Origin of the sequence: Ciceribacter azotifigens, assembly GCF_048159625.1 — a bacterium.
GTDB lineage: Bacteria > Pseudomonadota > Alphaproteobacteria > Rhizobiales > Rhizobiaceae > Allorhizobium > Allorhizobium azotifigens.
The window spans coordinates 1-21977 of record NZ_JBLQTA010000021.1 but is presented as its reverse complement, the minus strand read 5'-3'; the positions used below and the strand labels follow the sequence as shown (position 1 = coordinate 21977).

Sequence of the window (21977 nt, the reverse complement as noted above, 5' to 3'; positions counted from 1 at the left end):
CTCACTGCCAGCGGCCTCAACGAACCCACGGAGGCCCGATCATGTCGCCCAATCTCGCCGGCTTGCCGCCGCGCTTTCTCAGAACCCCCGAGGCCGCACGTTTCCTCGGCCTTTCCGGCCGGACGCTGGAAAAACATCGCACCTATGGCACCGGCCCGGCCTATCGCAAGCTCGGCGGCCGCGTCGTCTATGCGATCGAGGACCTCCAGGCCTGGGCCGATCGGGGCGCCGTCACCTCGACCTCCGATCCGCGTGGGTCTGTGCTGCCCGCCAAGCGTCACGACCCGATGCCGGCGGCCCCCGCCGGCCGCTCCCATCGCTGAGACGTCCAATCATGAAGCGGCGTCGCCTCATCACCTCGACCGAGCGGGCCAAGCTCGATCCCTTCATCGTTGCAACCGGCGACGCCAGTCCGCGCGATCAGCGCGATCTCATGGAGAGGCCCTTCTTCTCGCTCGCCAAGGCCAAGCGCGTCGCGCCGATCCTTTATGAGAGCGGCGACGTCCGCGTCGAGGTCTTCGCCGTGCCCGAGCACGGCATGGCGACGATCTGGGACGCTGACATCCTCATCTGGGCCGCCTCGCAGATCGTCGAGGCCGAGAATCTGGGGTTCAAGACCTCGCGCTTCCTGCGCTTCACGCCCTATCAGCTCCTGATGGCAATCGGCCGGGAAACCGGCCAGCGCGACTACAAGCTGCTGAAGGGCGCGCTCACCCGGCTGCAATCGACCGTCATCCGCACCACCATCCGGCAGGGCGAGCATTGGCGTCGCCACCAGTTCTCCTGGATCAACGAATGGGAGGAATGCGTGACGCGCGACGGGCGCGTCGAGGGCATGGAGTTCGTGCTGCCCGACTGGTTCTATCGCGGCGTCACCGACCGCTCGCTCGTGCTTACCATCGACCCGGCCTACTTCCGGCTGACGGGCGGCATCGAACGCTGGCTCTACCGCGTCGCGCGCAAGCACGCCGGCCGTCAGCCGCGGGGCTGGATATTCGAGTTCGCCCATCTCCACGAAAAGTCCGGCAGCCTCATGCGCGTCTCCGACTTCGCGCTCCAGCTCCGGCGCATCGTCCCGCGCCAGCCGTTGCCCGGCTATCGGCTGCACATCGAGCGCGAAGGCCGGCGCGAACTTCTGCGCATCCTGCCCGCGAAGTCTTCAATAGGACCTGTGGACGGCGCTGTGGATGCGGTCGGGACTTCGCACGCAAGCGGTATCGGGATTTCGCACGCAGGACCATCGGGACTTCGCACGCAGAGATCGCAGTTAAGTCTCTGGCCGGAAACGACGATTCCGGGCCTTAACTTAGAATCTAACAGAGAATCTAACTCTTATGTTGCGCGGAGCGATGTGGAAAACACTGTCGCCGCCGCCGTCGACGGGCTCCTCCGAAAAGCATCCCGGGCACGACCAACCGGCAGTGAAGCCGCTCACCCATCGCGACTCCCCCTCGGGCGCAGGCCGGGAGGGGCACGATGATCGTCGCGTTCCTCAACCAGAAGGGCGGCGTCGGGAAGACGACGTTGGCGCTGCATCTCGCGGGACAATGGGCGCGGCAGGGAAGGCGCGTCACCCTAATCGACGCCGATCCGCAGGGCTCGGCGCTGGACTGGTCGCAGCAGCGGGCGCGCGAAGGCCTTCCACGCCTGTTCGGTGTCGTCGGCCTCGCCCGTGACACCCTGCACCGCGAGGCGCCAGAACTGGCGCGCGATGCCGATCACATCGTCATCGACGGACCGCCGCGTGTCGCCTCGCTGATGCGCTCGGCGCTGCTCGCCGCCGACCTGGTGCTGATCCCCGTGCAGCCGTCGCCTTTCGATGGCTGGGCTTCGGCCGAGATGCTCTCGCTCCTCCAGGAAGCGCGCATCTATCGCCCGCAGCTTGCCGCCCGCTTCGTTCTGAACCGCTGCGGCGCGCGCACCGTCATCGCCCGCGAGACGGCCGAGACGCTCGCAGATCATGATCCGCCGGTGCTGGCGGCGCGGATCGGTCAGCGCGTCGCTTTCGCCGATACCGCGCAATCCGGACGGCTCGTCTTCGAGATCGACGAGGACAGTGCGGCTACACGCGAGATCGCGGCCATCGGGGCCGAGGTGGGGAGGCTCGCGCCATGAGCGGGCGCGCTCCGAAACGCGGTTTCGCGTCGCGCCCCGCCGATCCCGAACGCTGGATCAAGGCGTCGGATGCATCGCCCCCGCGCGACGCGGATGCCGCCGGCTTCACCGCCCGGCTGACGATCGACGTCACGCCCGAGCTGCGCGGCCGGATCAAGATCGCGGCGTTCCGGCGCGGACAGACCGTCGCCGACATGCTCCGCGACCTGCTCGCTCGCGAATTCCCGCCAGACCAAGGAGACACGTAAATGACCGGCATCGCGGACCCCCGCGTGCGCGGCGGCCACTCGCAGGCCGGCCCCGCACCATTCACGACGCTCGTCGAGCTGACCTGGCATGAGAAGCGGATCGAACACTGGATCCGCTTCGGCCGGGAAGTCCATGAGCAGATCCTCGACCGCCGGCGCCGTGTCGTCGGCTTCGCGCCGAACAGCCTCTTTGCCTTCATCCGCTGGGCGTCCAACGACTACGGCACCATCATCTCGCGCATCGACATCGTGCGCGCCATCGACCGCGGCGAGCCCTATCAGACACTGCCTTTCGTGCGGCCCGGCGGCGACATCCTCCTGAAGATCGAAGGATGGCCCAAGGTCGAGTGCGTGCTCCGGATCATCGATGCCATCGAGGCGCTCGGCATCGATCCGGCCGATGTTTCGCCGGACCACTGGCGGCACGTCCACAACCGCCTGGCCGCCGGCCATGAGCCGCGCGCCTACACCGCCCAGCACCATCGGGCCTTCCTCCTGCGCGGGAGGACCGCGCTATGAGCCGCTTCGGCTATGTGATGCTCACCTGTCTTATGACCATGGGCGTCGGCGCAACGGCGCTCATCGAAACACCGAAGAAGCTGATCTGGAACGCCTCCGCGAGCGCACCGATCGGGCTCTATTCGATCGAACCGGATGACCGGCTCGAGGTGGCGGACCTGGTCGCCGTCGATGCGCCCGAGCCACTGGCGCGCTTCCTCGCCGAGCGCGGTTACCTGCCCCCCGGTGTGCCGCTGATGAAGCGTATCGCCGGTCTGCCGGGACAACGGGTCTGCCGCTCGGGGCTCGCCATCACGGTCGACCGGATCGCAATGGGCAATGCGCTGGAGCGCGACCGGCGCGGCCGCGACCTGCCCGTCTGGCAGGGCTGCCGGCGCATCGCCGTCGGCGAGGTGTTCCTCATGAACTGGGAGATCCAGGACAGCCTCGACGGCCGCTATTTCGGCCCGCTTCCCATGAGTTCGATCATCGGCCGCGCGGTCCCGCTCTGGACCGATGAAGACGGCCCCGGCCGCTACGAGTGGCGCGCGCCAACCCGATGACTGACCCCTGATCGGCGTGCCGTTCGCGCCGAACCTGTTCACCCACCCCCGACGAAAGGAAACCACAATGTCGCAGATTGGTCGATTCACTCGCACCAAATCCGGCTATTCCGGGCGCATCCATACGCTCACGCTTGATGTCGAATTGGTGCTCGTTCCCGCCGAGCATTCCGACGCCGAGAACACGCCCGACTATCGCATCCATCTCGGCGATGTCGACGGGCCGGAGGTCGGTCCGGAAGTTGGCGCCGCCTGGAAACGCACCGGCGAGAAGGCGGGCGACTATGTCTCGCTGCTCATCGACGATCCCGCCTTCAAGCAGCCGATCCGCGCCAACCTGTTCCAGTCCGGCGACGACAAGTCGGCCTGGTCGCTGCACTGGAACCGGCCGCCCAGACGCGGCGAGCGGGAGTGAGGCCATGCCGATCTTCCGCAGTCACGATGTCGCCGGGCAGCTTCGCGCCGCCCGCTGCATCACCTTCCTTCTCCTTTCCGGCCTCGCATTCGCCGTCGTACCGCCGGCCGCCACGCTGGCGCAGATCGCGCCGCTGGAACGGCCGGCTTCGGCCGACCCTCACGCCGCTCATGTCGCCGAAGCCTCGCAGCGCTTCGGCGTTCCGGCCGCATGGATTTGGGCGGTGATGCGCGCGGAGAGCGCGGGCGACGTGCGCGCGATCTCGTCCGCCGGCGCCATGGGCTTGATGCAGATCATGCCCGATACCTGGGCGGACTTGCGCGTGCGGCATCAGCTCGGCAGCGATCCTTACGACCCGCGCGACAACATCCTGGCGGGCGCGGCTTACTTACGCGAAATGCACGACCGCTACGGCTCGCCCGGCTTCCTCGCCGCCTACAATGCTGGTCCCGGCCGCTACGAGGAATATCTGGCGGGAGCGCGTTCCTTGCCGGCCGAAACCCGCGCCTATGTCGCCGCGCTCGCACCTCTTGTCGGCGGCGGGGATATCGCCGGGCCCGTCACCGTTGCCACCGCCGAGCCATTGTCATGGACCCGTGCGCCGCTCTTTGTCGCCCGCGCGGATGCCACGCCAGCTGCCGGTTCTGTGCACTCCGACGATCGTTCCGGTGACGCTTCGGATGCGCTTGGCGTACGCGATGCTTCGGCCATCGCGCCGCAGTCGAGCGGCCTGTTCGTCGCCCGGTCAAGCGCGCGAGCACGGTGATGACGGCGTTCTCCTGCAATCGCAGTCTGGCGTGGCGCGGCGCATCATGGAGGGTGCGGGGGCCGGAGGCAGGCAACACGACCGGACGATGGCGGGATAAAAGGCCGCGAGGTGCGGCTTGGTCCGGTCGTGGTTTTTCAATGGCTTGCGCAGCGAATACGCGAGGTGCGCCTGATCGGCGAACCTCGCGTATTCGGCGTTTTCACAGGAATTTCCGCGCGTTGATGCGATGTGCAGAGGTCCGGCCATGAGCGGCGAGGACGATTTCCGCATCCGCCCTGGCCGCATCCGCTCCTCGGGTTCCCAGCGAGCGAGGCCCTTCATAGCCCAGGCGCTCGCCGCCGCCCAGAAGGCCGGCGGCCGCGTCTCGCGTTCGGGCAAGATCACGCCTGGCAACCGCTCGCGCTTCGGGCGCGGCGTGCGCGCCAGCGTGCAGGCGAACCGTTTGCTGACCGGCCGCTCGCGCGGCGCCGTCATCAAGACCCGCGTCGTGCGCCACACGGCACGGTCCGCGCCGCTGGCCGCGCATCTCGGCTACCTCCGGCGCGAGGGCGTCACCCGGGAAGGGGAGAAGGCCCGGCTGTTCGGTCCCGAGACCGACGATGCCGATCCCAAGGCATTCGCCGAACGCTGTCAGGACGATCGCCATCACTTCCGCTTCATCGTTTCACCCGAAGACGCGGTGGAGATGTCCGATCTCAAGACCTTCACGCGTGAACTGATGGGCCAGATGGAGAAGGATCTCGGCACGAAGCTCGACTGGGTCGGCGTCGATCACTGGAACACCGAGCACCCTCATGTGCATGTCATCGTGCGCGGCCGCGCTGATGACGGCCAGGACCTCGTCATCTCCCGCGATTACATCAAGGAAGGGATGCGCGCCCGCGCCCAGGATCTGATCACGCAGGAGTTGGGACCGCGCACCGATCACGAAATCCGCCGGACGCTCGAACGCCAGATCGATACCGAACGCTGGACACAGCTCGACCGACAGCTCGCCCGCGACGGCTATCGCACCGGCGTCATCGACCTCGCGCCGCACCCCGACCGGCAGCCCGACGAATTCCATGCGCTGAAGGTCGGCCGCCTGCGCAAGCTCGAATCCCTCGGGCTCGCCGACCAGATCGGCCCGGGCCAATGGGTCCTGTCCGAGAACGCGGAGGCGACGCTGCGCGAACTCGGCGAGCGTGGCGACATCATCAAGCGCATTCATCGCAGCCTGATGGAGCGAGGCATCGAACGTGGCGCGTCGGCCTATGTGCTGGCCGGCGAGAGCCTCGACGATCCGGTCATCGGCCGGCTGGTCGATCGCGGCCTCGACGACGAATTGAAGGGCACCGCCTATGCCGTGGTCGACGGCGTCGATGGACGGACCCACCATATCAAACTCCCCGACCTCGACGCTGCCGGCGACAGTGCGCCGGGCTCGATTGTCGAGTTGCGGAACTTCGATGACGCACGAGGGCGGAGGCGGGTGGCGCTCGCCGTGCGCTCCGACCTTTCCGTCGAACAACAAGTGACGGCGACCGGCGCCACCTGGCTCGACCGTCAGGCCATCGCCCGCGAGCCGGTCGCGCTCGGCGGCGGCGGGTTTGGCGCCGATATACGCGAGGCGATGAACGCCCGGGCGGAGCATCTCATCGAACAGGGTCTCGCCGAGCGGCAGGGCCGCAGTGTGATCTTCGCGCGCAACCTGATCGATACGCTGCGCCGTCGTGAGGTGGAGGCGCTTGGCGAGAAGCTCGCTGTCGAGACCGGCCGGCCGTTCAGCCGATCCGTCACCGGCGAATATGTCGCCGGCACCTACCGGCAACGCTTCGCGCTTGCCTCCGGCCGATTCGCCATGATCGACGACGGTCTCGGGTTCCAACTGGTCCCCTGGTCACCTTCGCTGGAAAAACAGCTCGGTCGCCACGTCTCCGGCGTCGCGCGCGGCGACGGCGGTATCGACTGGGGCTTTGGGCGGAGACGGGGCCTCGGCCTTTAGTTCGGTTCCGTATCCGGGAGAACCTTGAAGGCGAACACAATCAGGGTTTCACTTCCGTAGATGGGCAAGAACAACTGACCGCATTATGGTGATGAGGTTCATTTGCGTTTTCAACACGTAAGAACGAGTTGAAATCGAGCCCGTTGTGTGGGTTCATTATTTGTTCTATTCCGTCGGCTTTGCGGGGGATCAATGGTTGAAGCGCACTATCGGGTCCGGGTCGAAGGCGACCACATAAAGAAGCTCGCCAGCGCGAAGCCCATTCAGGCCGTAGCCGAACTCATCTGGAACGCCGTGGACGCCGACGCAACACGGATAGACGTGGAGATCGAGTCTGACGACATCGCCATGCGCTCGATAACTGTTCGGGACAACGGTCATGGCATCCCCCATTCCGACGTTGAGGCTGTATTCGGGAAACTCGGCGGCTCTTGGAAGGCGCACGGGAATCGGTCGAAGATTAAGGGCCGCATCCTGCACGGGAAAGAAGGTAAGGGCCGCTTCAAGGCGCTTGCCTTAGGGCGGGTAGCAGATTGGGCCGTCCGATACCGCGAGGGCGATCAACTCCTCGGATACAAAATCACGGTCCTACGCGACGACCTTGTGGACGTTCGGGTGACCGAGCCGGTGAAGGTGGATCTCGCATTGGGGACTGGCGTCGAGGTGCAAATCTCGGAGCTCGACAGAACCTACCGATCTCTCGAGTCTCAATACGCCGTCCAGTCGCTCTCGGAGATTTTTGCGCTGTATTTGACCGATTACACCGACGTGGGCGTCTTCGTTGAGGGAGAGCGCCTCGATCCGTCTAAGCTCATAGCCAGCCGGGAGAAGTTTGAGCTGTCACCCATTGAGGAGGATGGCAAGCAATATGCAGCGGAGGTGGAGGTCATACAGTGGACGTCCGCATCGGAGCGGTGGTTCTTCCTATGCGGCCCTGAAGGCTTCCCCTTTCATCGGCTCACGCCAAAATTCCACACCCCCGGGTTTCAGTTCTCTGCCTATTTGAAGTCGGGCTTCATAGGTGCCCTACAGGAGCAGGGCCTTCTTGACCTTGCGGAGATGAACGCACCCCTCCAGGCGGCCTATGACGAGGCGTCGGAGCGTATCAAGGCGTATTTCCGTGCCAAGGAGGTCGAGGCCGCGCAGTCAGAGATCGACCAGTGGAAGGCCGAGGAGATCTATCCCTATCGTGCCGAGCCTCAGACGACGGTCGAGAGGGCGGAACGGCAAGTGTTCGACATCGTCGCCCTGAACGTCAATAAGCATCTTCAGGACTTCGCCGAACAAAGCAAGCGCACCAAGGCGTTCCAGCTGCGCATGCTGAGACAGGCGATCGAGCGGGGGCCGGATGAGCTCCAGCACATCCTTACCGAGGTGCTCGACCTACCGGAGAAGACACAGAAGGAGCTCTCCAAGCTTCTGGAAGAGGCGGACCTGGCGAACGTCATCAGCGCTTCGAAGCTGGTGGCGGACCGGCTTAAGTTCGTCCACGGGCTTGAGACCCTGCTCTTCGACCCCGACAGCAAGAAGCTGCTGAAGGAGCGGAGTCAACTCCACCGCATGATTGCGGAGAACAACACCTGGATATTTGGCGAGGAGTTCAACCTCACCGTTGATGACCAGTCGTTGACAGAAGTCTTGCGCAAGCACCGCAAGCTGATTGGCGAAGATACAGTGATCGATCAGCCCGTGAAGCGAATCGACGGGAAGACCGGAATAGTAGACCTCATGCTGTCCAGATCGGTGCCGCAGAATCACGCCGACGAGCGTGAGCACCTCGTGGTCGAGCTCAAGAGGCCGTCTGTCAAGGTTGGAGCCGACGAAATCACGCAGGTGAAGAAGTATGCCTTCACGGTCGCGGACGACGAGAGGTTTCGGCACTTGAGCACCCGATGGAGCTTCTGGGTGCTCTCCAACGACTTGGACGCATATGCCCGCGTCGAGACGCGACAGAAGGGCAAGCCAAGGGGCCAAATCTTCCAGTCCGAAGACGGCAAAATAGAAGTGTGGGTGAAGACGTGGGCAGAAGTGGTTGCGGAGTGCAAATCGAGGATGAAGTTCATTCAAGAACATCTTCAAGCTAACGTCGACAAAGATAGCTCTCTCAAATATCTGAAGAAGACGTATGAAAAATATCTTTCCGGTACGATTGCAGAAACTGATCCCGAAGAATTAGACGAAATGGAGTCCGAAGATCAGCAGCAGCAGCAGGAAGCGGCGCGCAGCTAGAGGACTCTAACGCTTGGCCAGATGGCGATGTCGATTAACAATACAGACCAAAAGTTCGCTTGGAAGACTTTTCACCGCGGGAACGGTGGAAGCAAAGTCATGTACGACGCCAGTCTCAATGAGAGCGCGTATGTCTACCACATGCTGCAGTGGCCTTTTGCGAAATCGATATTCGAAACCGGCAGGTTACGACTTTCTCCAGTACGGTCATGGGACGACCCGTATGAGAAATGGTGGTGCGATACGCTCGTTGGCAGAAAGAGCAGTCTCTCAGGCATACAGGCATATGGCCTGTGCTGGACCTTAGGCAAATATGATGAACCGCGCTGGCGTATGGCGGGGTTCCGCAGGAACGAGCCGATTGTGAGGATTCGTTGCCAGTTGAGAGCCATTCTAGATGCCGGACGAAGCCTGATTGGAGGTCAGGCCGGCACGCTCTATCTGGGCAAGGTGCGCTATCGGGGGGAGAAAAGGCTCTTGGAAGCCGCGACGGCCGTAAATTCAGGGTCGGCAAAGGAGGTTACCAGAACTGCCGCTTCCATGCTGCTGCACAAGCGTAATGCATTCAGATTCGAGAGCGAAATCCGACTTCTTTGGCTGGATAGACAACCAGTACAAGATGCGTTTTTCATTGAGATCGATCCGGCCGCTGTCATTAGCCAGATCATGACGAGCCCCTATGCGTCGCAGAACGAGCATCTGGAAATCAAGGCTTTTGTTGAGAAGTACGGTATTGAGTCGAAAATGTCCGCTATTCTAAGGGCGCCTGGCGTAGAACCGCGCCGAAATGAAAATCAGAGACCGTAGAGTTTCGCTTTTCCCTGTTTCTGCACGCCAGAGTACGACCAGCTTGAACGATCCATCTCCGGGCCTTGAAACCAACCGCCGTCGCGGCCGACCTCTTCTTGCAAAGGAGAAGAACCGGTGTCCGCGACCAAAATCCTCTGGGGCCAGATCCTCGTCGTCTTTCTCATCGTGCTCTCCACGACCTGGGCGGCGACGCAGTGGACGGCCTGGCAGCTCGGCTTCCAGCCGCAGCTCGGTCGGCCGTGGTTCGAACTCGCCGGGTGGCCTGTCTACTACCCGCCTGCCTTCTTCTGGTGGTGGTACTTCTACGACGCTTATGCGCCGGAGATTTTCATCGAGGGCGCATTCATCGCCGCGTCCGGCGGCTTCATCTCGATCGCCGTCGCGATCGGCATGTCGGTCTGGCGCGCCCGCGAGGCGAAGAATGTCGAAACCTACGGTTCGGCCCGATGGGCACGGCCGGAAGAGGTTAAGGCCGCCGGTCTCCTCGGACCCGACGGCGTCGTGCTCGGCAAGCTTGATCGCGCCTATCTGCGTCACGATGGTCCGGAGCATGTGCTTTGCTTCGCGCCGACCCGCTCCGGCAAAGGCGTCGGCCTCGTCGTGCCGTCACTGCTGACCTGGCCGGGCTCGGCAATCGTCCACGACATCAAGGGCGAGAACTGGCAACTCACCGCCGGCTTCCGCGCGCGGCATGGCCGGGTGCTGTTATTCGACCCGACCAATGCGAAGTCTGCTGCCTACAATCCGCTGCTTGAGGTCCGTCGCGGCGAGTGGGAGGTCCGCGACGTCCAGAACATCGCCGACATTTTGGTCGACCCCGAGGGCTCGCTGGAGAAGCGGAACCATTGGGAGAAGACCAGCCACGCGCTTCTCGTCGGCGCGATCCTGCACGTGCTTTACGCCGAGCTCGACAAGACGCTGGCGGGCGTCGCCGCCTTCCTCTCGGACCCGAAGCGGCCGATCGAGTCGACGCTGGCCGCCATGATGAAGACCGCGCATCTCGGCGACGCCGGTCCGCATCCGGTGATCGCCAGCGCCGCGCGCGAGCTCCTCAATAAATCCGACAACGAGCGCTCGGGCGTGCTGTCCACCGCCATGTCGTTCCTCGGCCTCTACCGCGATCCCGTTGTGGCCGAGGTCACGCGCCGCTGCGACTGGCGTATCACCGACATCGTCGGCGGCGCGCGGCCGACCACGCTCTATCTGGTCGTGCCGCCTTCCGACATCAATCGCACCAAACCGTTGATCCGGCTGATCCTCAATCAGATCGGCCGGCGGCTGACCGAGGACCTGCAGGCGAAGGCCGGACGGCATCGATTGCTGCTGATGCTCGACGAGTTCCCCGCTCTGGGCCGCCTCGACTTCTTCGAGAGCGCACTCGCCTTCATGGCGGGCTACGGCCTCAAGAGCTTCCTGATCGCGCAATCGCTGAACCAGATCGAGAAGGCCTACGGCCCGAACAACTCGATCCTCGACAACTGCCATGTCCGCGTCAGTTTCGCCACCAATGACGAGCGCACGGCAAAGCGCGTCTCAGACGCGCTCGGCACGGCGACGGAAATGCGGGCGATGAAGAACTATGCCGGGCATCGTTTATCGCCCTGGCTCGGCCACCTCATGGTCTCGCGCTCGGAGACCGCACGGCCGCTGCTGACGCCTGGCGAGGTGATGCAGCTCCCGCCCGCCGACGAAATCGTCATGGTCGCCGGCACGCCGCCGATCCGGGCGAAGAAGGCCCGCTACTATGAGGATGCCCGCTTTCAGGAGCGGATCTTGCCGCCACCGGCGCTGGCGAAGCCCAAGGTGGCCAAGGCCGACGATTGGAGCGCGCTGCCGCTGCCGCCGCGTCCCGAGATCGAGGAGACGCCGCCGCGCGACAGCCAGGACGACGACGATCCGACCGGATCGGAACGCCGGCATCAGCCCGAATTGTGCACGTCGAAGACGGTCGAGAGGAAAGAGCCGATCGACAACGAGTTCGCGCCCGATCCGGACGATGACATGGAGGACGATGCCGCGCGCATCAGCCGGATCGACCAGCGCATGCGTCAGGTCGCCCGCCAGGCCTCGCTCAATCCCGGCGACGGCATCGAGATGTGAGACCACCATGAAGAAGCCTCCGAAGAAACAGCGCCTGTCGGTCTATCTCGATCCCGACGTTATGAAGAATCTCGCCGACTATGCCGCGCGGCGTGACCATTCCCGTTCGCTGATCGCCGAGGCCGCGATCGCCTCTTTCCTGTCGCCAGACGCCGCCGAGCGGCAAGAGGCCGCGACCACCAGACGCCTCGACCAACTCGACCGCCGGATCACCCGGATGGAACGCGACCTCGGCATTGCCGTCGAGACGCTCGCGGTCTTTGTCCGCTTCTGGCTGACGACCAATCCGCCACTGCCGGAGCCGGCACAGGCGGCAGCCCGTGCCAAGGCCGGCGAGCGCTATGATGCCTTTGTGACCGCCCTCGGCCGTCGACTCGCCAAGGGGCCGAAGCTCCGGCAGGAGATTTCGGAGGACGTGCCGGGCACGGAAGACGGCGGATAGTCGTCATTCCCCCGATCTCAAGTCTTCGGTCGCTCCGCCGTTTCCCTGTATTTCCACGCCACACTACTACTACGCCCACGGCCTTGTTGCGGAGGCCCAACTTCTGCCTCTTCTAATAATCCCCGATCCAGGGCCGCGCGTCTGCGGTCCCGCAAGAGAACGGGGACGACGTGGCGGCTTCTCAGGCAACATCCGAGGCGATATTGCGGGGCGCGCGCATGCTCCGCACCGCGCTCGGTTCCGCCATAGCGGGCTTCCTGGAAGACCCGTCGATCGTCGAGGTGATGCTCAACCCCGACGGGCGGCTCTGGATCGACCGTCTTTCCGAAGGGCTTTCTGATACGGGGGAGCGGCTGTCACCGGCCGATGGCGAACGCATCGTCCGGCTCGTCGCCCACCATGTCGGCGCCGAGGTCCATCCAGGCGCTCCGCGCGTTTCGGCCGAACTGCCCGAGACGGGGGAACGGTTCGAGGGGCTTCTCCCTCCCGTGGTCGCCGCGCCTGCCTTCGCCATCCGCAAGCCCGCCGTCGCCGTGTTCACGCTCGACGACTATGTCGCCGGCGGAATCATGGTCGCCGATCAAGCCGCGATCTTGCGCGGGGCCGTCGCCGACCGGCGCAACATCCTGGTCGCCGGCGGCACTTCGACCGGCAAGACGACGCTCACGAACGCATTGCTGGCGGAGGTGTCGAAGACGTCCGACCGGGTGGTGCTGATAGAGGACACACGCGAACTGCAATGCGCCGCGCCGAACCTCGTGGCGCTGCGCACCAAGGATGGCGTCGCTTCGCTTTCCGATCTCGTGCGCTCGTCGCTGCGCCTGCGCCCCGACCGCATCCCGATCGGCGAGGTGCGTGGGAGCGAGGCGCTGGATCTCCTCAAAGCCTGGGGCACCGGCCATCCGGGCGGGATCGGCACCATTCATGCCGGCAGCGCCATCGGCGCACTGCGCCGGCTGGAACAGCTCATCCAGGAAGCCGTCATCACCGTGCCCAGAGCGCTGATTGCCGAGACGATCGATCTCGTGGCCGTCCTCGCCGGCCGCGGCTCATCCCGCCGCCTCGCCGAACTCGCCCGCGTCGATGGGCTCGACGCGCACGGCGATTACCGCGTCACCCCCGCAGTCCCAGCCACAGGAGCTCCCACATGATCCACCGCCTTTCGCGTATCCGCCGTCACATCGCGACGGCGACCTCGGTCGCCTTCCTCAGCATGATGCTGGCGCCGGCCGCCCACGCCTCCGGCTCGTCGATGCCATGGGAGGCGCCGCTCCAGTCGATCCTTCAGTCGATCGAGGGGCCGGTCGCCAAGATCATCGCGGTCATCATCATCATCGTCACCGGCCTGACGCTGGCCTTCGGCGACACCTCGGGCGGCTTCCGCAGGCTGATTCAGATCGTGTTCGGCCTGTCGATCGCGTTTGCGGCCAGCTCGTTCTTCCTCTCCTTCTTCTCCTTCGGCGGCGGGGCGCTCGTCTGATGGACGAGGTCCCCGGATTCTCCGTGCCGGTCCACCGGGCGCTGACCGAGCCCATCCTGCTCGGCGGCGCCCCGCGCTCGATCGCCATCCTGAACGGGACGCTGGCCGCGGCGCTCGGCCTCGGCCTGCGCCTGTGGCTGGTCGGGATCGGCCTCTGGGCCATCGGCCATTTCGCTGCGGTGTGGGCGGCCAAACGCGATCCGATGTTCGTCGACGTGGTGCGCCGGCACCTCCGCATCCCCAGCCATCTGAGCGTGTGAGACCGGCCCATGATGAACCTCGCCGAATATCGTCGCACCGCCGCCCGTCTCGCTGACTTTCTGCCCTGGGCCACGCTCGTGGGCGAAGGCGTCATCCTCAACAAGGACGGCAGCTTCCAGCGCACGGCGCGCTTTCGTGGCCCAGATCTCGATAGCGCCGTCCCGGCCGAGCTGGTCGCCGTGGCCGGGCGGCTCAACAACGCCTTTCGCCGCCTGGGCTCGGGCTGGGCGATCTTCGTTGAAGCTGAGCGCCATCCCGTTGGCGCTTACCCGGCAAGCCGCTTTCCCGATCCCGCATCGGCATTGGTTGACGCCGAGCGCAAAGCGGCCTTCGAGGAGGACGGCGCGCATTTCGAGTCGAGCTACTTCCTGACCTTCGTCTACCTGCCGCCGGCCGAGGACGCTGCGCGCGCCGAGACCTGGCTCTACGAGGGCCGCGAACAGACCGGCATCAACCCTCACGAGGTTCTGCGCGGCTTCGTCGATCGCACCGACCGCATCCTCCAGCTCGTCGAAGGCTTCATGCCCGAGTGTGCCTGGCTCGACGACGCCGAAACGCTGACCTATCTCCATTCGACCGTCTCTTGCCGGCGCCACCGCGTCCGCGTCCCCGAAATTCCGATGTATCTCGACGCGCTGCTGGCGGATCAGCCGCTCACCGGCGGCCTCGAACCGCGCCTCGGCAACGCGCATCTGCGGGTTCTGACGATCGTCGGCTTCCCGACCGCAACCACGCCCGGCATCCTGGACGAACTCAACCGGCTCGCCTTTTCCTATCGCTGGTCGACGCGCGCCGTCCTTCTCGACAAGACCGACGCCACCAGGCTGCTCACCAGAATCCGGCGACAGTGGTTCGCCAAGCGCAAGTCGATCGCCGCCATCCTCAAGGAGGTGATGACCAACGAGGCCTCGGCCCTGGTCGACACCGATGCGGCGAACAAGGCCGCCGATGCCGATCTCGCGCTGCAGGAGCTCGGGCAGGATTTCGCGGGGCAAGCCTATGTGACGGCAACCGTCACCGTCTGGGACGACGATCCCCGGATCGCGGCGGAGAAGTTGCGGCTCGTCGAGAAGGTCATCCAGGGCCGCGACTTCACGGCGATGCCGGAGACGATCAACGCCGTCGATGCCTGGCTCGGCTCGCTGCCCGGCCATGTCTACGCCAATGTCCGCCAGCCGCCGATCTCGACGCTCAACCTTGCCCACATGATCCCCCTGTCGGCGGTGTGGGCGGGGCCGGAACGGGACGAGCACTTCGCTGCTCCCCCCTTGCTCTTTGGCAAGACAGAGGGCTCGACCCCGTTCCGGTTTTCCCTTCACGTCGGCGATGTCGGCCACACCCTCGTCGTCGGCCCGACCGGCGCCGGCAAGTCGGTGCTGCTGGCCCTGATGGCGCTCCAGTTCCGGCGCTACCCGCAAGCCCAGGTCTTCGCCTTCGACTTCGGCGGCTCGATCCGCGCCGCGGCGCTGGGCATGGGTGGTGACTGGCACGATCTCGGCGGCGGGCTGACCGAAGGTGCGGAGACGTCCGTCTCGCTGCAGCCGCTCGCGCGCATCAATGACGTGCCGGAGCGCGCCTGGGCGGCCGACTGGATCGTCGCGATCCTGATGCGCGAGGGCATCGCCATCACGCCTGACGTCAAGGAGCATCTCTGGTCGGCGCTGACCTCGCTCGCCAGCGCACCCGTCGGCGAGCGGACGATCACGGGGCTCGCCGTGCTGCTGCAATCGAACGATTTGAAGCAGGCGCTCAGGCCCTATTGCGTCGGCGGCGCCTACGGCCGGCTGCTCGACGCGGAATCCGAACATCTCGGATCTGCCTCGGTACAGGCGTTCGAGACCGAGGGGCTGATCGGCACCGGCGCGGCAGCAGCCGTGCTCGCCTATCTCTTCCACCGCATCGAGGACCGCCTCGACGGCAGCCCCACGCTGCTGATCGTGGACGAAGGCTGGCTCGCCCTCGATGACGAGGGCTTCGCCGGCCAGCTCCGCGAGTGGCTGAAGACGCTGCGTAAGAAGAACGCTTCCGTCGTCTTCGCCACGCAATCGCTCTCCGACATCGACGGCTCGGCAATCGCGCCGGCGATCATCGAAAGCTGCCAGACCCGGCTGCTGCTGCCGAACGAGCGGGCGATCGAGCCGCAGATCACGGCCATCTATCGCCGCTTCGGCCTCAACGACCGGCAGATCGAGATCCTCGCCCGCGCCATGCCCAAGCGCGACTACTACTGCCAGTCGCGGCGCGGCAACAGGCTCTTCGAGCTGGGCCTGAGCGAGGTCGCGCTCGCGCTCTGCGCCGCGTCATCCAAGACCGACCAGGCTGCTATCGCGCGCATCCTCGAGAGCGAGGGCCGCGACGGCTTCCTTGCCGCGTGGCTGCGCCACCGCGATGTCGCCTGGGCCGCCGACCTCATTCCCGACCTCACCAACCTGGAGATCAAGCCATGATTGTCCGTCGTTCCCGCGCGGCGTTTCTCGCCGCGACCATCTTGGCGCTGCCCGTCGCCGTCTCTCCCCTGTTCGTGCAGCCGGCGGCCGCCGCCTGGATCGTCTACGACCCGACCAACTATGCGCAGAACGTGCTGCAGGCGGCGCGGGCGCTGGAGCAGATCAACAACCAGATCACCTCGCTTCAGAACGAAGCGCAGATGCTGATAAATCAGGCGCGCAACCTAGCCAGCCTGCCTTACTCGTCGCTGCAGCAGCTCCAGCAATCGGTGCAACGCACGCAGCAGCTCCTGAATCAGGCGCAGAAGATCGCCTTCGACGTCCAGCAGATCGACCAGGCGTTCCAATCGACCTATGGCAAAGCCTCGCTCACGGCTTCGGACCAGCAACTCGTCACCCAGGCGCGCGAGCGCTGGCAGAATACCGTCGCCGGACTTCAGGATGCGATGCGCGTCCAGGCGGGTGTCGTCGGCAATATCGACACCAACCGCGCGCAGATGTCGGCGCTCGTCGGCCAGAGCCAGAATGCCGCCGGCGCGCTGCAAGCAACTCAGGCCGGCAACCAGCTTCTCGCGCTCCAGGCGCAGCAGCTCGCCGACCTTACCGCCGTGGTCGCCGCCAACGGCCGGGCGCAGGCGCTCTCCGAAGCCGAGCGTGCCGCAGCAGCCGAACAGGGGCGCGAGCAGCGCCGGCGGTTCCTGACGCCGGGCGTCGGCTACCAGCCCGGCAATGCCCGCATGTTCCAGAACGGCAATTGAGGCCGGGGTCATGGACGGCAAGATACTGGCCCGCCTCGGCGCCATCGTGTTCGTCGCGGTGGCGATCACCGCGACGGCGATCGAGCTGACCCGCAAGGAGGAAGAGCCGGCCGCCCGGTCTGAGAGACCGGCCGGGACATCCTCGGCCGATCCGCTCCGCGATGAATTGAGGCGCTGTCAGCGCCTCGGCGAGGCGGCAACGCGCGATCCCGCCTGCCTGCGCGCCTGGGCGGACAACCGCGAGCGCTTTCTCACACCCGGCTCATCGCCCGCCGTCCCGCCGTCGGCATCACCTTCAGAGACGCGATAGGCATCATGGGCGGGACCGGCGTCATCGACCATTTCCTCGAGGTCTTCACCCGCTACATCGACAGCGGGTTCGGCCTGCTTGGATCCGAGGTCGCGTTCATCGCGACCACGCTGATCGTCATCGACGTGACGCTGGCCGCGCTGTTCTGGAGCTGGGGCGCCGACGACGACATCATCGCGCGCCTCGTCAAGAAGACCCTGTTCGTCGGCGTCTTCGCCTACATCATCTCCAACTGGAACAATCTCGCCCGCATCGTCTTCGAGAGCTTCGCCGGCCTCGGCCTCAAGGCGAGCGGGACCGGCTTCTCGACTGCCGACCTCCTGCGTCCCGGCAAGGTGGCGCAGACCGGCCTCGATGCCGGCCGGCCGCTGCTCGACTCCATCTCCGACCTGATGGGCTACTGGTCCTTTTTCGAGAACTTCATCCAGATCGCCTGCATGTTCCTCGCCTGGGCGCTGGTGTTGCTCGCCTTCTTCATCCTCGCCGTCCAGCTGTTCGTCACGCTGATCGAGTTCAAGCTGACGACGCTCGCGGGCTTCGTGCTCATTCCCTTCGGCCTCTTCGGTAAGTCCGCCTTCATGGCCGAACGGGTGCTCGGCAACATCATATCGTCGGGCATCAAGGTTCTCGTGCTCGCCGTCATCATCGGCATCGGCTCGACGCTCTTTTCCGAATTCACCGCTGGCTTCGGCGGCGCGACCCCGACCATCGACGAGGCGATGGCGATCGTGCTCGCCGCCTTGTCGCTGCTCGGCCTCGGCATCTTCGGCCCCGGCATCGCCAATGGTCTCGTCTCCGGCGGCCCGCAGCTCGGCGCGGGCGCCGCGGTCGGTGCCGGCCTCGCGGCTGGCGGTGTGATGGTGGCGGCGGGAGCGACAGGCGGCATGGCGCTTCGTGGAGGCGCGGCCGCCCTGTCCGGCGGAGCCGCCGCCGCGCGTGGCGGGGCCGCGCTCGCTGGCGGCGCATCGACCGCCTACAGCCTCGGCGCCGCAGGCCAGACGGGCGCCGCGAGTGTGGCTTCCGGCCTTGGCGCCGTTGCCCACGCGGCGGGCGGCGCGGCCATATCGCCCCTTCGCCGTGCGGCAACGCGCACCTCCCAAGCCATGAAGTCGAGCTTCGCCGAGGGCGGCAAATCCGCCCTCGAATTCACGGGCGGCACTTCGACCATGGGCACGATCGGCGGAGGCGGGGCCGATGCGTCCGCTCGGGCTGACGGCCCGCCGGATTGGGCCAGGCGGATGAAGCGCTCCCAGACCATGAGTCACGGCGTTTCCGCCGCCGCGCACGCCGTCCGTGCGGGCGACAGCCATGGCTCGGGCTCTTCCATCAACCTTTCCGAAAGTGATCGCTGATGTTCAAACGACCATCCACCCATTACGGCAGGACGCCCGAGCCGGAAACGCCCTACCAGAAGGCCGCGCAGGTGTGGGACGAGCGCATCGGCTCGGCGCGCGTCCAGGCGAGGAATTGGCGGCTGATGGCCTTCGGCTGCCTGATCCTCTCGGCCGGATTCGCCGCGGCTCTTGTCTGGCAGTCGGGGCGCGGCACCATCGTCCCCTGGGTGGTGCAGGTCGACAATCTCGGCCAGGCGCATGCGGTGGCCCCGGCGGTCGCCGACTATCGCCCGACCGATCCCCAGATCGCCTGGCACCTTGCCCGCTTCATCGAGCAGGTCCGCTCGATTCCGGCCGACGCGATCATCGTGCGGCAGAACTGGCTGCGCGCCTACGACTTCACGACCGACCGGGGCGCGATGGCGCTCAACGATTATGCCCGCTCGAATGATCCCTTCACCAGGGTTGGCAGGCAGCAGGTCGCCATCGACGTCTCCAGCGTCATCCGGGCGTCGCCCGAGTCTTTCCGCGTCGCCTGGACCGAGCGCCGCTATCAGGACGGCGCGCTCGCCGAGACCTCGCGCTGGACCGCCATCCTCACCGTCGTCGTGCAGCCGCCGCGCGACACCGAGAAACTCCGGGCCAACCCGCTCGGCATCTACGTCAACGCCATCAACTGGTCACGGGAGCTTGGGCAATGAAGCCGCATTTCCACAAAGCCGGAAACACGGCTTTCCCCACAATCGTAGTTCCGCACTTGCGCAAATCCGCGCTGCCGTTTCTCCTGCTTTGCACGACCGCGCTCGCCGGTTGTGCGACGACGCACAGGCCGCCCGAGATTTCCTATGATGACGCAGCGCCGGCAACGCTGCGCGCCGATCCGCCCGCGCCGATGCAGGTGGTGGAACTGCCGAAACCGCTGCCGCTGCCAGGGCAAATGAAACCAGTCGAGGAATCACGCCGCACGCCCGAGCCGACCGACCCTGCCGCGCGGGTCAATCAAGCCAACGCCGCCGCGCGCGTACAGCCGGTGCGCGACGGCTTCATCAATGCGATGCAGGTCTATCCCTTCACGGGAGGAGCCCTCTATCAGGTCTATACCGCCGTTGGCCAGATCACCGATATCGCGCTCCAGCCGGGCGAGCAGCTCGTCGGCTCCGGTCCCGTCGCCGCCGGCGACACCGTGCGCTGGATCATTGGCGATACCGAGAGCGGATCGGGCGCGACGAAACAGATCCACATCCTGGTGAAGCCGACACGCGCAGACCTCACCACCAATCTCGTCATCAACACCGACCGGCGCACCTACCACATGGAGCTCCGCTCGACCGAGCGGACCTATATGGCCTCGGTCTCCTGGCAATATCCGCAGGACCAGCTGATTGCGCTCCGCCGGCAGAATGCCGAAGCCCAGGCTGCCCAGCCCGTCGCCACTGGCGTCGATCTCGCCAACATCAATTTCCGCTATGCGGTCGAAGGCGACCGGGCGCCGTGGCGACCGTTGCGCGCCTATGACGACGGCCGGCAGGTCTTCATCGAGTTCCCGCGCGGGATCGGCCAGGGCGAGATGCCGCCGCTGTTCGTCGTCGGGCCGGAGGGCAATAGCTCGGAATTGGTGAATTACCGCGTGCGCGGCAAATACATGATCGTCGACCGGCCGTTCGCCGCCGCCGAGCTGCGCTTCGGCGCCGGCAGTTCCCAGAAGCGCGTCCGCATCGTGCGCACCGATGGGAGGCCCGCGTCGTGAGTGACAATGATCCCCGGAAAGAGGAAGGGGCAGAGCCTGACGAGGCTCGGCCGCTGACCGGCGAGTCCGCGGCGGCGCCCGCCATGCGTCTGCGCGCCGAGCCGCCGCGCGTCACGCGGCTGTCGCCGAAGGTGCTGGCCGGAATCGGCTTCATCGCTTGCGCCGGGATCGGCGGCGCGCTGATCTACGCGCTCCAGACCCGCGACGGCGGCAGCCAAGCGCAGGAGCTCTACTCGACCGAGAACCGCACGACGGCGGATGGCCTTGCCGGACTGCCGCGCGACTATACCGGTCCGATCCTGGGGCAACCGCTTCCCGGCGATCTCGGCCGCCCAATCCTCGACGCACAGAACCGCGGCCAGGCCGTCCCGGTGCCTGGAACGGCAGTGCCGGGCCCGGGCATCAGCGCCGAAGAACAGCGGCGGCTCCAGGAAATCGAAGCCGCCCGCACGAGCCGGCTATTTACTGCGACCGAGACCCGCCCGCCTTCAGCTGCGAGTTCCGATCCCGCATCGTCCAATCAGCCGGTCCTGCCGAACCTCGCCAGTCTGGGCCTGGCGCCGCAGCCGGCGACACCCTCGGCGCAGGAGCGGCAACTCGCCTTCCTCAATGCAGCCGTCGACCGCCGCACCGTCTCGCCCGACCGCATCGCCGCGCCTGCGTCTCCCTATGTGCTCCAGGCGGGCGCCGTCATCCCGGCGGCGTTGATCACCGGCATCCGCTCCGATCTGCCGGGCCAGATCACCGCGCAGGTGACGGAGAACGTCTATGACAGCCCGACCGGCCGGCTGCTGCTCGTGCCCCAGGGCACCCGACTGATCGGCCAGTACGACAATGGCGTCGGTTTCGGCCAAAGGCGCGTACTCCTCGTCTGGAACCGGCTCATCATGCCGAACGGCCGCTCAATCGTGCTCGAGCGCCAGCCAGGCGCGGACGCTGAAGGCTATGCCGGCCTCGAGGACGGCGTCGACTATCATTGGTGGGACATCGCCAAGGCGGCCGCGCTCTCGACCCTGCTCGGCATCGGCGCCGAACTGGCCGCCGACGACAATGATCGCCTCATCAGCGCCATTCGCGGCGGTGCGCAGGACACGATCAACGATGCCGGCCAGCAGATCGTTCGGCGCCAGCTCAATGTGGCGCCGACGCTGACCATCCGGCCCGGCTTTCCGGTCCGCGTGATCGTGACGCGCGACCTTGTCCTCGAGCCCTACGGAGGCTGATATGGCGAAGCTGAAACTTGGCCCCATCGCCGACGACCGACCCGTCAAACTCACCATCGAGCTTCCCGCCCCGGTGCATCGCGACCTCGTCGCCTATGCCGAGGTCCTGGGCCGGGAGACGGGCCAGCCTGTCGGCGAGCCGGCCAAGCTGATCGCCCCGATGGTGGAACGCTTCATGGCGACCGATCGCGCATTTGCAAAGGCGCGGCGGAACCCTCAGACGCCATTGTCCAGCAAGGGATAG

General features: G+C 65.9%; 24 protein-coding genes. All 24 read left to right on the top strand.

Annotation, left to right across the window (positions count from 1 at the left end; genetic code table 11):
• The first annotated feature begins 41 nt into the window (after positions 1 to 41).
• The 24 genes from ACM6UT_RS21100 (at position 42) to ACM6UT_RS20985 (ending at position 21977) form a co-directional block, all read left to right on the top strand.
• Positions 42 to 323 (top strand): helix-turn-helix transcriptional regulator, encoded by a 282-nt coding sequence (locus ACM6UT_RS21100; RefSeq protein WP_034465387.1) that lies wholly within the window; start codon positions 42 to 44, stop codon positions 321 to 323.
• 11 nt (positions 324 to 334) lie between these two features.
• Entirely contained in the window at positions 335 to 1480 is a 1146-nt protein-coding gene (locus ACM6UT_RS21095; RefSeq protein WP_416799310.1) for a replication initiator protein A, read from the top strand.
• Entirely contained in the window at positions 1477 to 2115 is a 639-nt protein-coding gene (gene parA, locus ACM6UT_RS21090) for a ParA family partition ATPase (RefSeq protein WP_416799309.1), read from the top strand. The genes ACM6UT_RS21095 and parA overlap by 4 nt, the downstream gene beginning before the upstream one ends.
• Complete coding sequence (locus ACM6UT_RS21085) at positions 2112 to 2363, top strand: hypothetical protein (RefSeq protein WP_334150424.1); 252 nt, start codon at positions 2112 to 2114, stop codon at positions 2361 to 2363. The genes parA and ACM6UT_RS21085 overlap by 4 nt, the downstream gene beginning before the upstream one ends.
• On the top strand, positions 2364 to 2882 hold the full coding sequence (locus tag ACM6UT_RS21080; RefSeq protein ID WP_416799308.1) for a DUF2840 domain-containing protein: 519 nt from the start codon (positions 2364 to 2366) through the stop codon (positions 2880 to 2882).
• Positions 2879 to 3424: a S26 family signal peptidase gene (locus ACM6UT_RS21075; protein ID WP_416799307.1), complete on the top strand. Its 546-nt coding sequence runs from the start codon at positions 2879 to 2881 to the stop codon at positions 3422 to 3424. The genes ACM6UT_RS21080 and ACM6UT_RS21075 overlap by 4 nt, the downstream gene beginning before the upstream one ends.
• Before the next feature lie 67 nt (positions 3425 to 3491).
• A complete protein-coding gene (locus tag ACM6UT_RS21070; RefSeq protein WP_416799306.1) occupies positions 3492 to 3839 on the top strand; it encodes a DUF736 domain-containing protein in 348 nt (115 codons plus the stop codon).
• Between the two features lie 4 nt (positions 3840 to 3843).
• On the top strand, positions 3844 to 4605 hold the full coding sequence (locus ACM6UT_RS21065) for a lytic transglycosylase domain-containing protein (RefSeq protein ID WP_416799305.1): 762 nt from the start codon (positions 3844 to 3846) through the stop codon (positions 4603 to 4605).
• Between the two features lie 247 nt (positions 4606 to 4852).
• Positions 4853 to 6592 carry a relaxase/mobilization nuclease domain-containing protein gene (locus tag ACM6UT_RS21060; protein WP_416799304.1) on the top strand — a complete coding sequence of 580 codons (1740 nt, stop codon included), beginning with the start codon at positions 4853 to 4855 and terminating at the stop codon, positions 6590 to 6592.
• A gap of 192 nt (positions 6593 to 6784) precedes the next feature.
• Entirely contained in the window at positions 6785 to 8821 is a 2037-nt protein-coding gene (locus tag ACM6UT_RS21055) for an ATP-binding protein (RefSeq protein WP_416799303.1), read from the top strand.
• A 99-nt stretch (positions 8822 to 8920) separates the two neighbouring features.
• Positions 8921 to 9628 carry a hypothetical protein gene (locus tag ACM6UT_RS21050; protein ID WP_416799302.1) on the top strand — a complete coding sequence of 236 codons (708 nt, stop codon included), beginning with the start codon at positions 8921 to 8923 and terminating at the stop codon, positions 9626 to 9628.
• 117 nt (positions 9629 to 9745) lie between these two features.
• On the top strand, positions 9746 to 11731 hold the full coding sequence (locus ACM6UT_RS21045; RefSeq protein ID WP_416799301.1) for a conjugal transfer protein TraG: 1986 nt from the start codon (positions 9746 to 9748) through the stop codon (positions 11729 to 11731).
• Positions 11732 to 11738: 7 nt separating this feature from the next.
• Complete coding sequence (locus ACM6UT_RS21040) at positions 11739 to 12173, top strand: CopG family transcriptional regulator (RefSeq protein WP_416799300.1); 435 nt, start codon at positions 11739 to 11741, stop codon at positions 12171 to 12173.
• A gap of 218 nt (positions 12174 to 12391) precedes the next feature.
• On the top strand, positions 12392 to 13324 hold the full coding sequence (trbB, locus tag ACM6UT_RS21035) for a P-type conjugative transfer ATPase TrbB (RefSeq protein ID WP_416799299.1): 933 nt from the start codon (positions 12392 to 12394) through the stop codon (positions 13322 to 13324).
• On the top strand, positions 13321 to 13653 hold the full coding sequence (locus ACM6UT_RS21030) for a TrbC/VirB2 family type IV secretion system protein (RefSeq protein WP_416799298.1): 333 nt from the start codon (positions 13321 to 13323) through the stop codon (positions 13651 to 13653). Before trbB ends, ACM6UT_RS21030 begins: the two co-directional genes overlap by 4 nt.
• Entirely contained in the window at positions 13653 to 13913 is a 261-nt protein-coding gene (locus ACM6UT_RS21025) for a VirB3 family type IV secretion system protein (protein WP_416799297.1), read from the top strand. The genes ACM6UT_RS21030 and ACM6UT_RS21025 overlap by 1 nt, the downstream gene beginning before the upstream one ends.
• A 9-nt stretch (positions 13914 to 13922) precedes the next feature.
• Positions 13923 to 16361, top strand: coding sequence for a conjugal transfer protein TrbE (gene trbE / locus ACM6UT_RS21020; RefSeq protein ID WP_416799296.1), 2439 nt, complete (start codon positions 13923 to 13925; stop codon positions 16359 to 16361).
• Entirely contained in the window at positions 16358 to 17119 is a 762-nt protein-coding gene (trbJ, locus tag ACM6UT_RS21015; protein ID WP_416799295.1) for a P-type conjugative transfer protein TrbJ, read from the top strand. Before trbE ends, trbJ begins: the two co-directional genes overlap by 4 nt.
• Positions 17120 to 17129: 10 nt before the next feature.
• Positions 17130 to 17429, top strand: a complete 300-nt coding sequence (trbK-alt, locus tag ACM6UT_RS21010; protein WP_416799294.1) for a putative entry exclusion protein TrbK-alt — start codon at positions 17130 to 17132, stop codon at positions 17427 to 17429.
• 5 nt (positions 17430 to 17434) lie between these two features.
• On the top strand, positions 17435 to 18781 hold the full coding sequence (gene trbL, locus ACM6UT_RS21005) for a P-type conjugative transfer protein TrbL (RefSeq protein WP_416799293.1): 1347 nt from the start codon (positions 17435 to 17437) through the stop codon (positions 18779 to 18781).
• Positions 18781 to 19464, top strand: coding sequence for a conjugal transfer protein TrbF (trbF, locus tag ACM6UT_RS21000; protein ID WP_416799292.1), 684 nt, complete (start codon positions 18781 to 18783; stop codon positions 19462 to 19464). The genes trbL and trbF overlap by 1 nt, the downstream gene beginning before the upstream one ends.
• The gene (gene trbG, locus ACM6UT_RS20995) at positions 19461 to 20510 is read left to right on the top strand and encodes a P-type conjugative transfer protein TrbG (RefSeq protein WP_416799291.1); all 1050 of its coding nucleotides are present in this window, start codon (positions 19461 to 19463) and stop codon (positions 20508 to 20510) included. The genes trbF and trbG overlap by 4 nt, the downstream gene beginning before the upstream one ends.
• The gene (locus tag ACM6UT_RS20990; RefSeq protein ID WP_416799290.1) at positions 20507 to 21733 is read left to right on the top strand and encodes a TraB/TrbI/VirB10 family type IV secretion system protein; all 1227 of its coding nucleotides are present in this window, start codon (positions 20507 to 20509) and stop codon (positions 21731 to 21733) included. The genes trbG and ACM6UT_RS20990 overlap by 4 nt, the downstream gene beginning before the upstream one ends.
• Before the next feature lies 1 nt (position 21734).
• Positions 21735 to 21977: a DUF2274 domain-containing protein gene (locus ACM6UT_RS20985; RefSeq protein WP_416799289.1), complete on the top strand. Its 243-nt coding sequence runs from the start codon at positions 21735 to 21737 to the stop codon at positions 21975 to 21977.

Excerpts from the sequence above, each read along its gene's own strand:
- ACM6UT_RS21040 (WP_416799300.1), top strand. The coding sequence starts at position 11,739 with ATGAAGAAGCCTCCGAAGAAACAGCGCCTGTCGGTCTATCTCGATCCC.
- trbG (WP_416799291.1), top strand. The coding sequence starts at position 19,461 with ATGAAGCCGCATTTCCACAAAGCCGGAAACACGGCTTTCCCCACAATC.
- ACM6UT_RS21070 (WP_416799306.1), top strand. The coding sequence starts at position 3,492 with ATGTCGCAGATTGGTCGATTCACTCGCACCAAATCCGGCTATTCCGGG.
- ACM6UT_RS21025 (WP_416799297.1), top strand. The coding sequence starts at position 13,653 with ATGGACGAGGTCCCCGGATTCTCCGTGCCGGTCCACCGGGCGCTGACC.
- ACM6UT_RS20985 (WP_416799289.1), top strand. The coding sequence starts at position 21,735 with ATGGCGAAGCTGAAACTTGGCCCCATCGCCGACGACCGACCCGTCAAA.
- ACM6UT_RS21080 (WP_416799308.1), top strand. The coding sequence starts at position 2,364 with ATGACCGGCATCGCGGACCCCCGCGTGCGCGGCGGCCACTCGCAGGCC.
- ACM6UT_RS21060 (WP_416799304.1), top strand. The coding sequence starts at position 4,853 with ATGAGCGGCGAGGACGATTTCCGCATCCGCCCTGGCCGCATCCGCTCC.
- ACM6UT_RS21055 (WP_416799303.1), top strand. The coding sequence starts at position 6,785 with ATGGTTGAAGCGCACTATCGGGTCCGGGTCGAAGGCGACCACATAAAG.
- trbL (WP_416799293.1), top strand. The coding sequence starts at position 17,435 with ATGGGCGGGACCGGCGTCATCGACCATTTCCTCGAGGTCTTCACCCGC.
- ACM6UT_RS21095 (WP_416799310.1), top strand. The coding sequence starts at position 335 with ATGAAGCGGCGTCGCCTCATCACCTCGACCGAGCGGGCCAAGCTCGAT.
- ACM6UT_RS21050 (WP_416799302.1), top strand. The coding sequence starts at position 8,921 with ATGTACGACGCCAGTCTCAATGAGAGCGCGTATGTCTACCACATGCTG.
- ACM6UT_RS21030 (WP_416799298.1), top strand. The coding sequence starts at position 13,321 with ATGATCCACCGCCTTTCGCGTATCCGCCGTCACATCGCGACGGCGACC.
- ACM6UT_RS21100 (WP_034465387.1), top strand. The coding sequence starts at position 42 with ATGTCGCCCAATCTCGCCGGCTTGCCGCCGCGCTTTCTCAGAACCCCC.
- trbB (WP_416799299.1), top strand. The coding sequence starts at position 12,392 with ATGCTCCGCACCGCGCTCGGTTCCGCCATAGCGGGCTTCCTGGAAGAC.
- ACM6UT_RS21085 (WP_334150424.1), top strand. The coding sequence starts at position 2,112 with ATGAGCGGGCGCGCTCCGAAACGCGGTTTCGCGTCGCGCCCCGCCGAT.
- trbK-alt (WP_416799294.1), top strand. The coding sequence starts at position 17,130 with ATGGACGGCAAGATACTGGCCCGCCTCGGCGCCATCGTGTTCGTCGCG.
- parA (WP_416799309.1), top strand. The coding sequence starts at position 1,477 with ATGATCGTCGCGTTCCTCAACCAGAAGGGCGGCGTCGGGAAGACGACG.
- ACM6UT_RS21065 (WP_416799305.1), top strand. The coding sequence starts at position 3,844 with ATGCCGATCTTCCGCAGTCACGATGTCGCCGGGCAGCTTCGCGCCGCC.
- trbF (WP_416799292.1), top strand. The coding sequence starts at position 18,781 with ATGTTCAAACGACCATCCACCCATTACGGCAGGACGCCCGAGCCGGAA.
- trbE (WP_416799296.1), top strand. The coding sequence starts at position 13,923 with ATGATGAACCTCGCCGAATATCGTCGCACCGCCGCCCGTCTCGCTGAC.
- trbJ (WP_416799295.1), top strand. The coding sequence starts at position 16,358 with ATGATTGTCCGTCGTTCCCGCGCGGCGTTTCTCGCCGCGACCATCTTG.
- ACM6UT_RS21075 (WP_416799307.1), top strand. The coding sequence starts at position 2,879 with ATGAGCCGCTTCGGCTATGTGATGCTCACCTGTCTTATGACCATGGGC.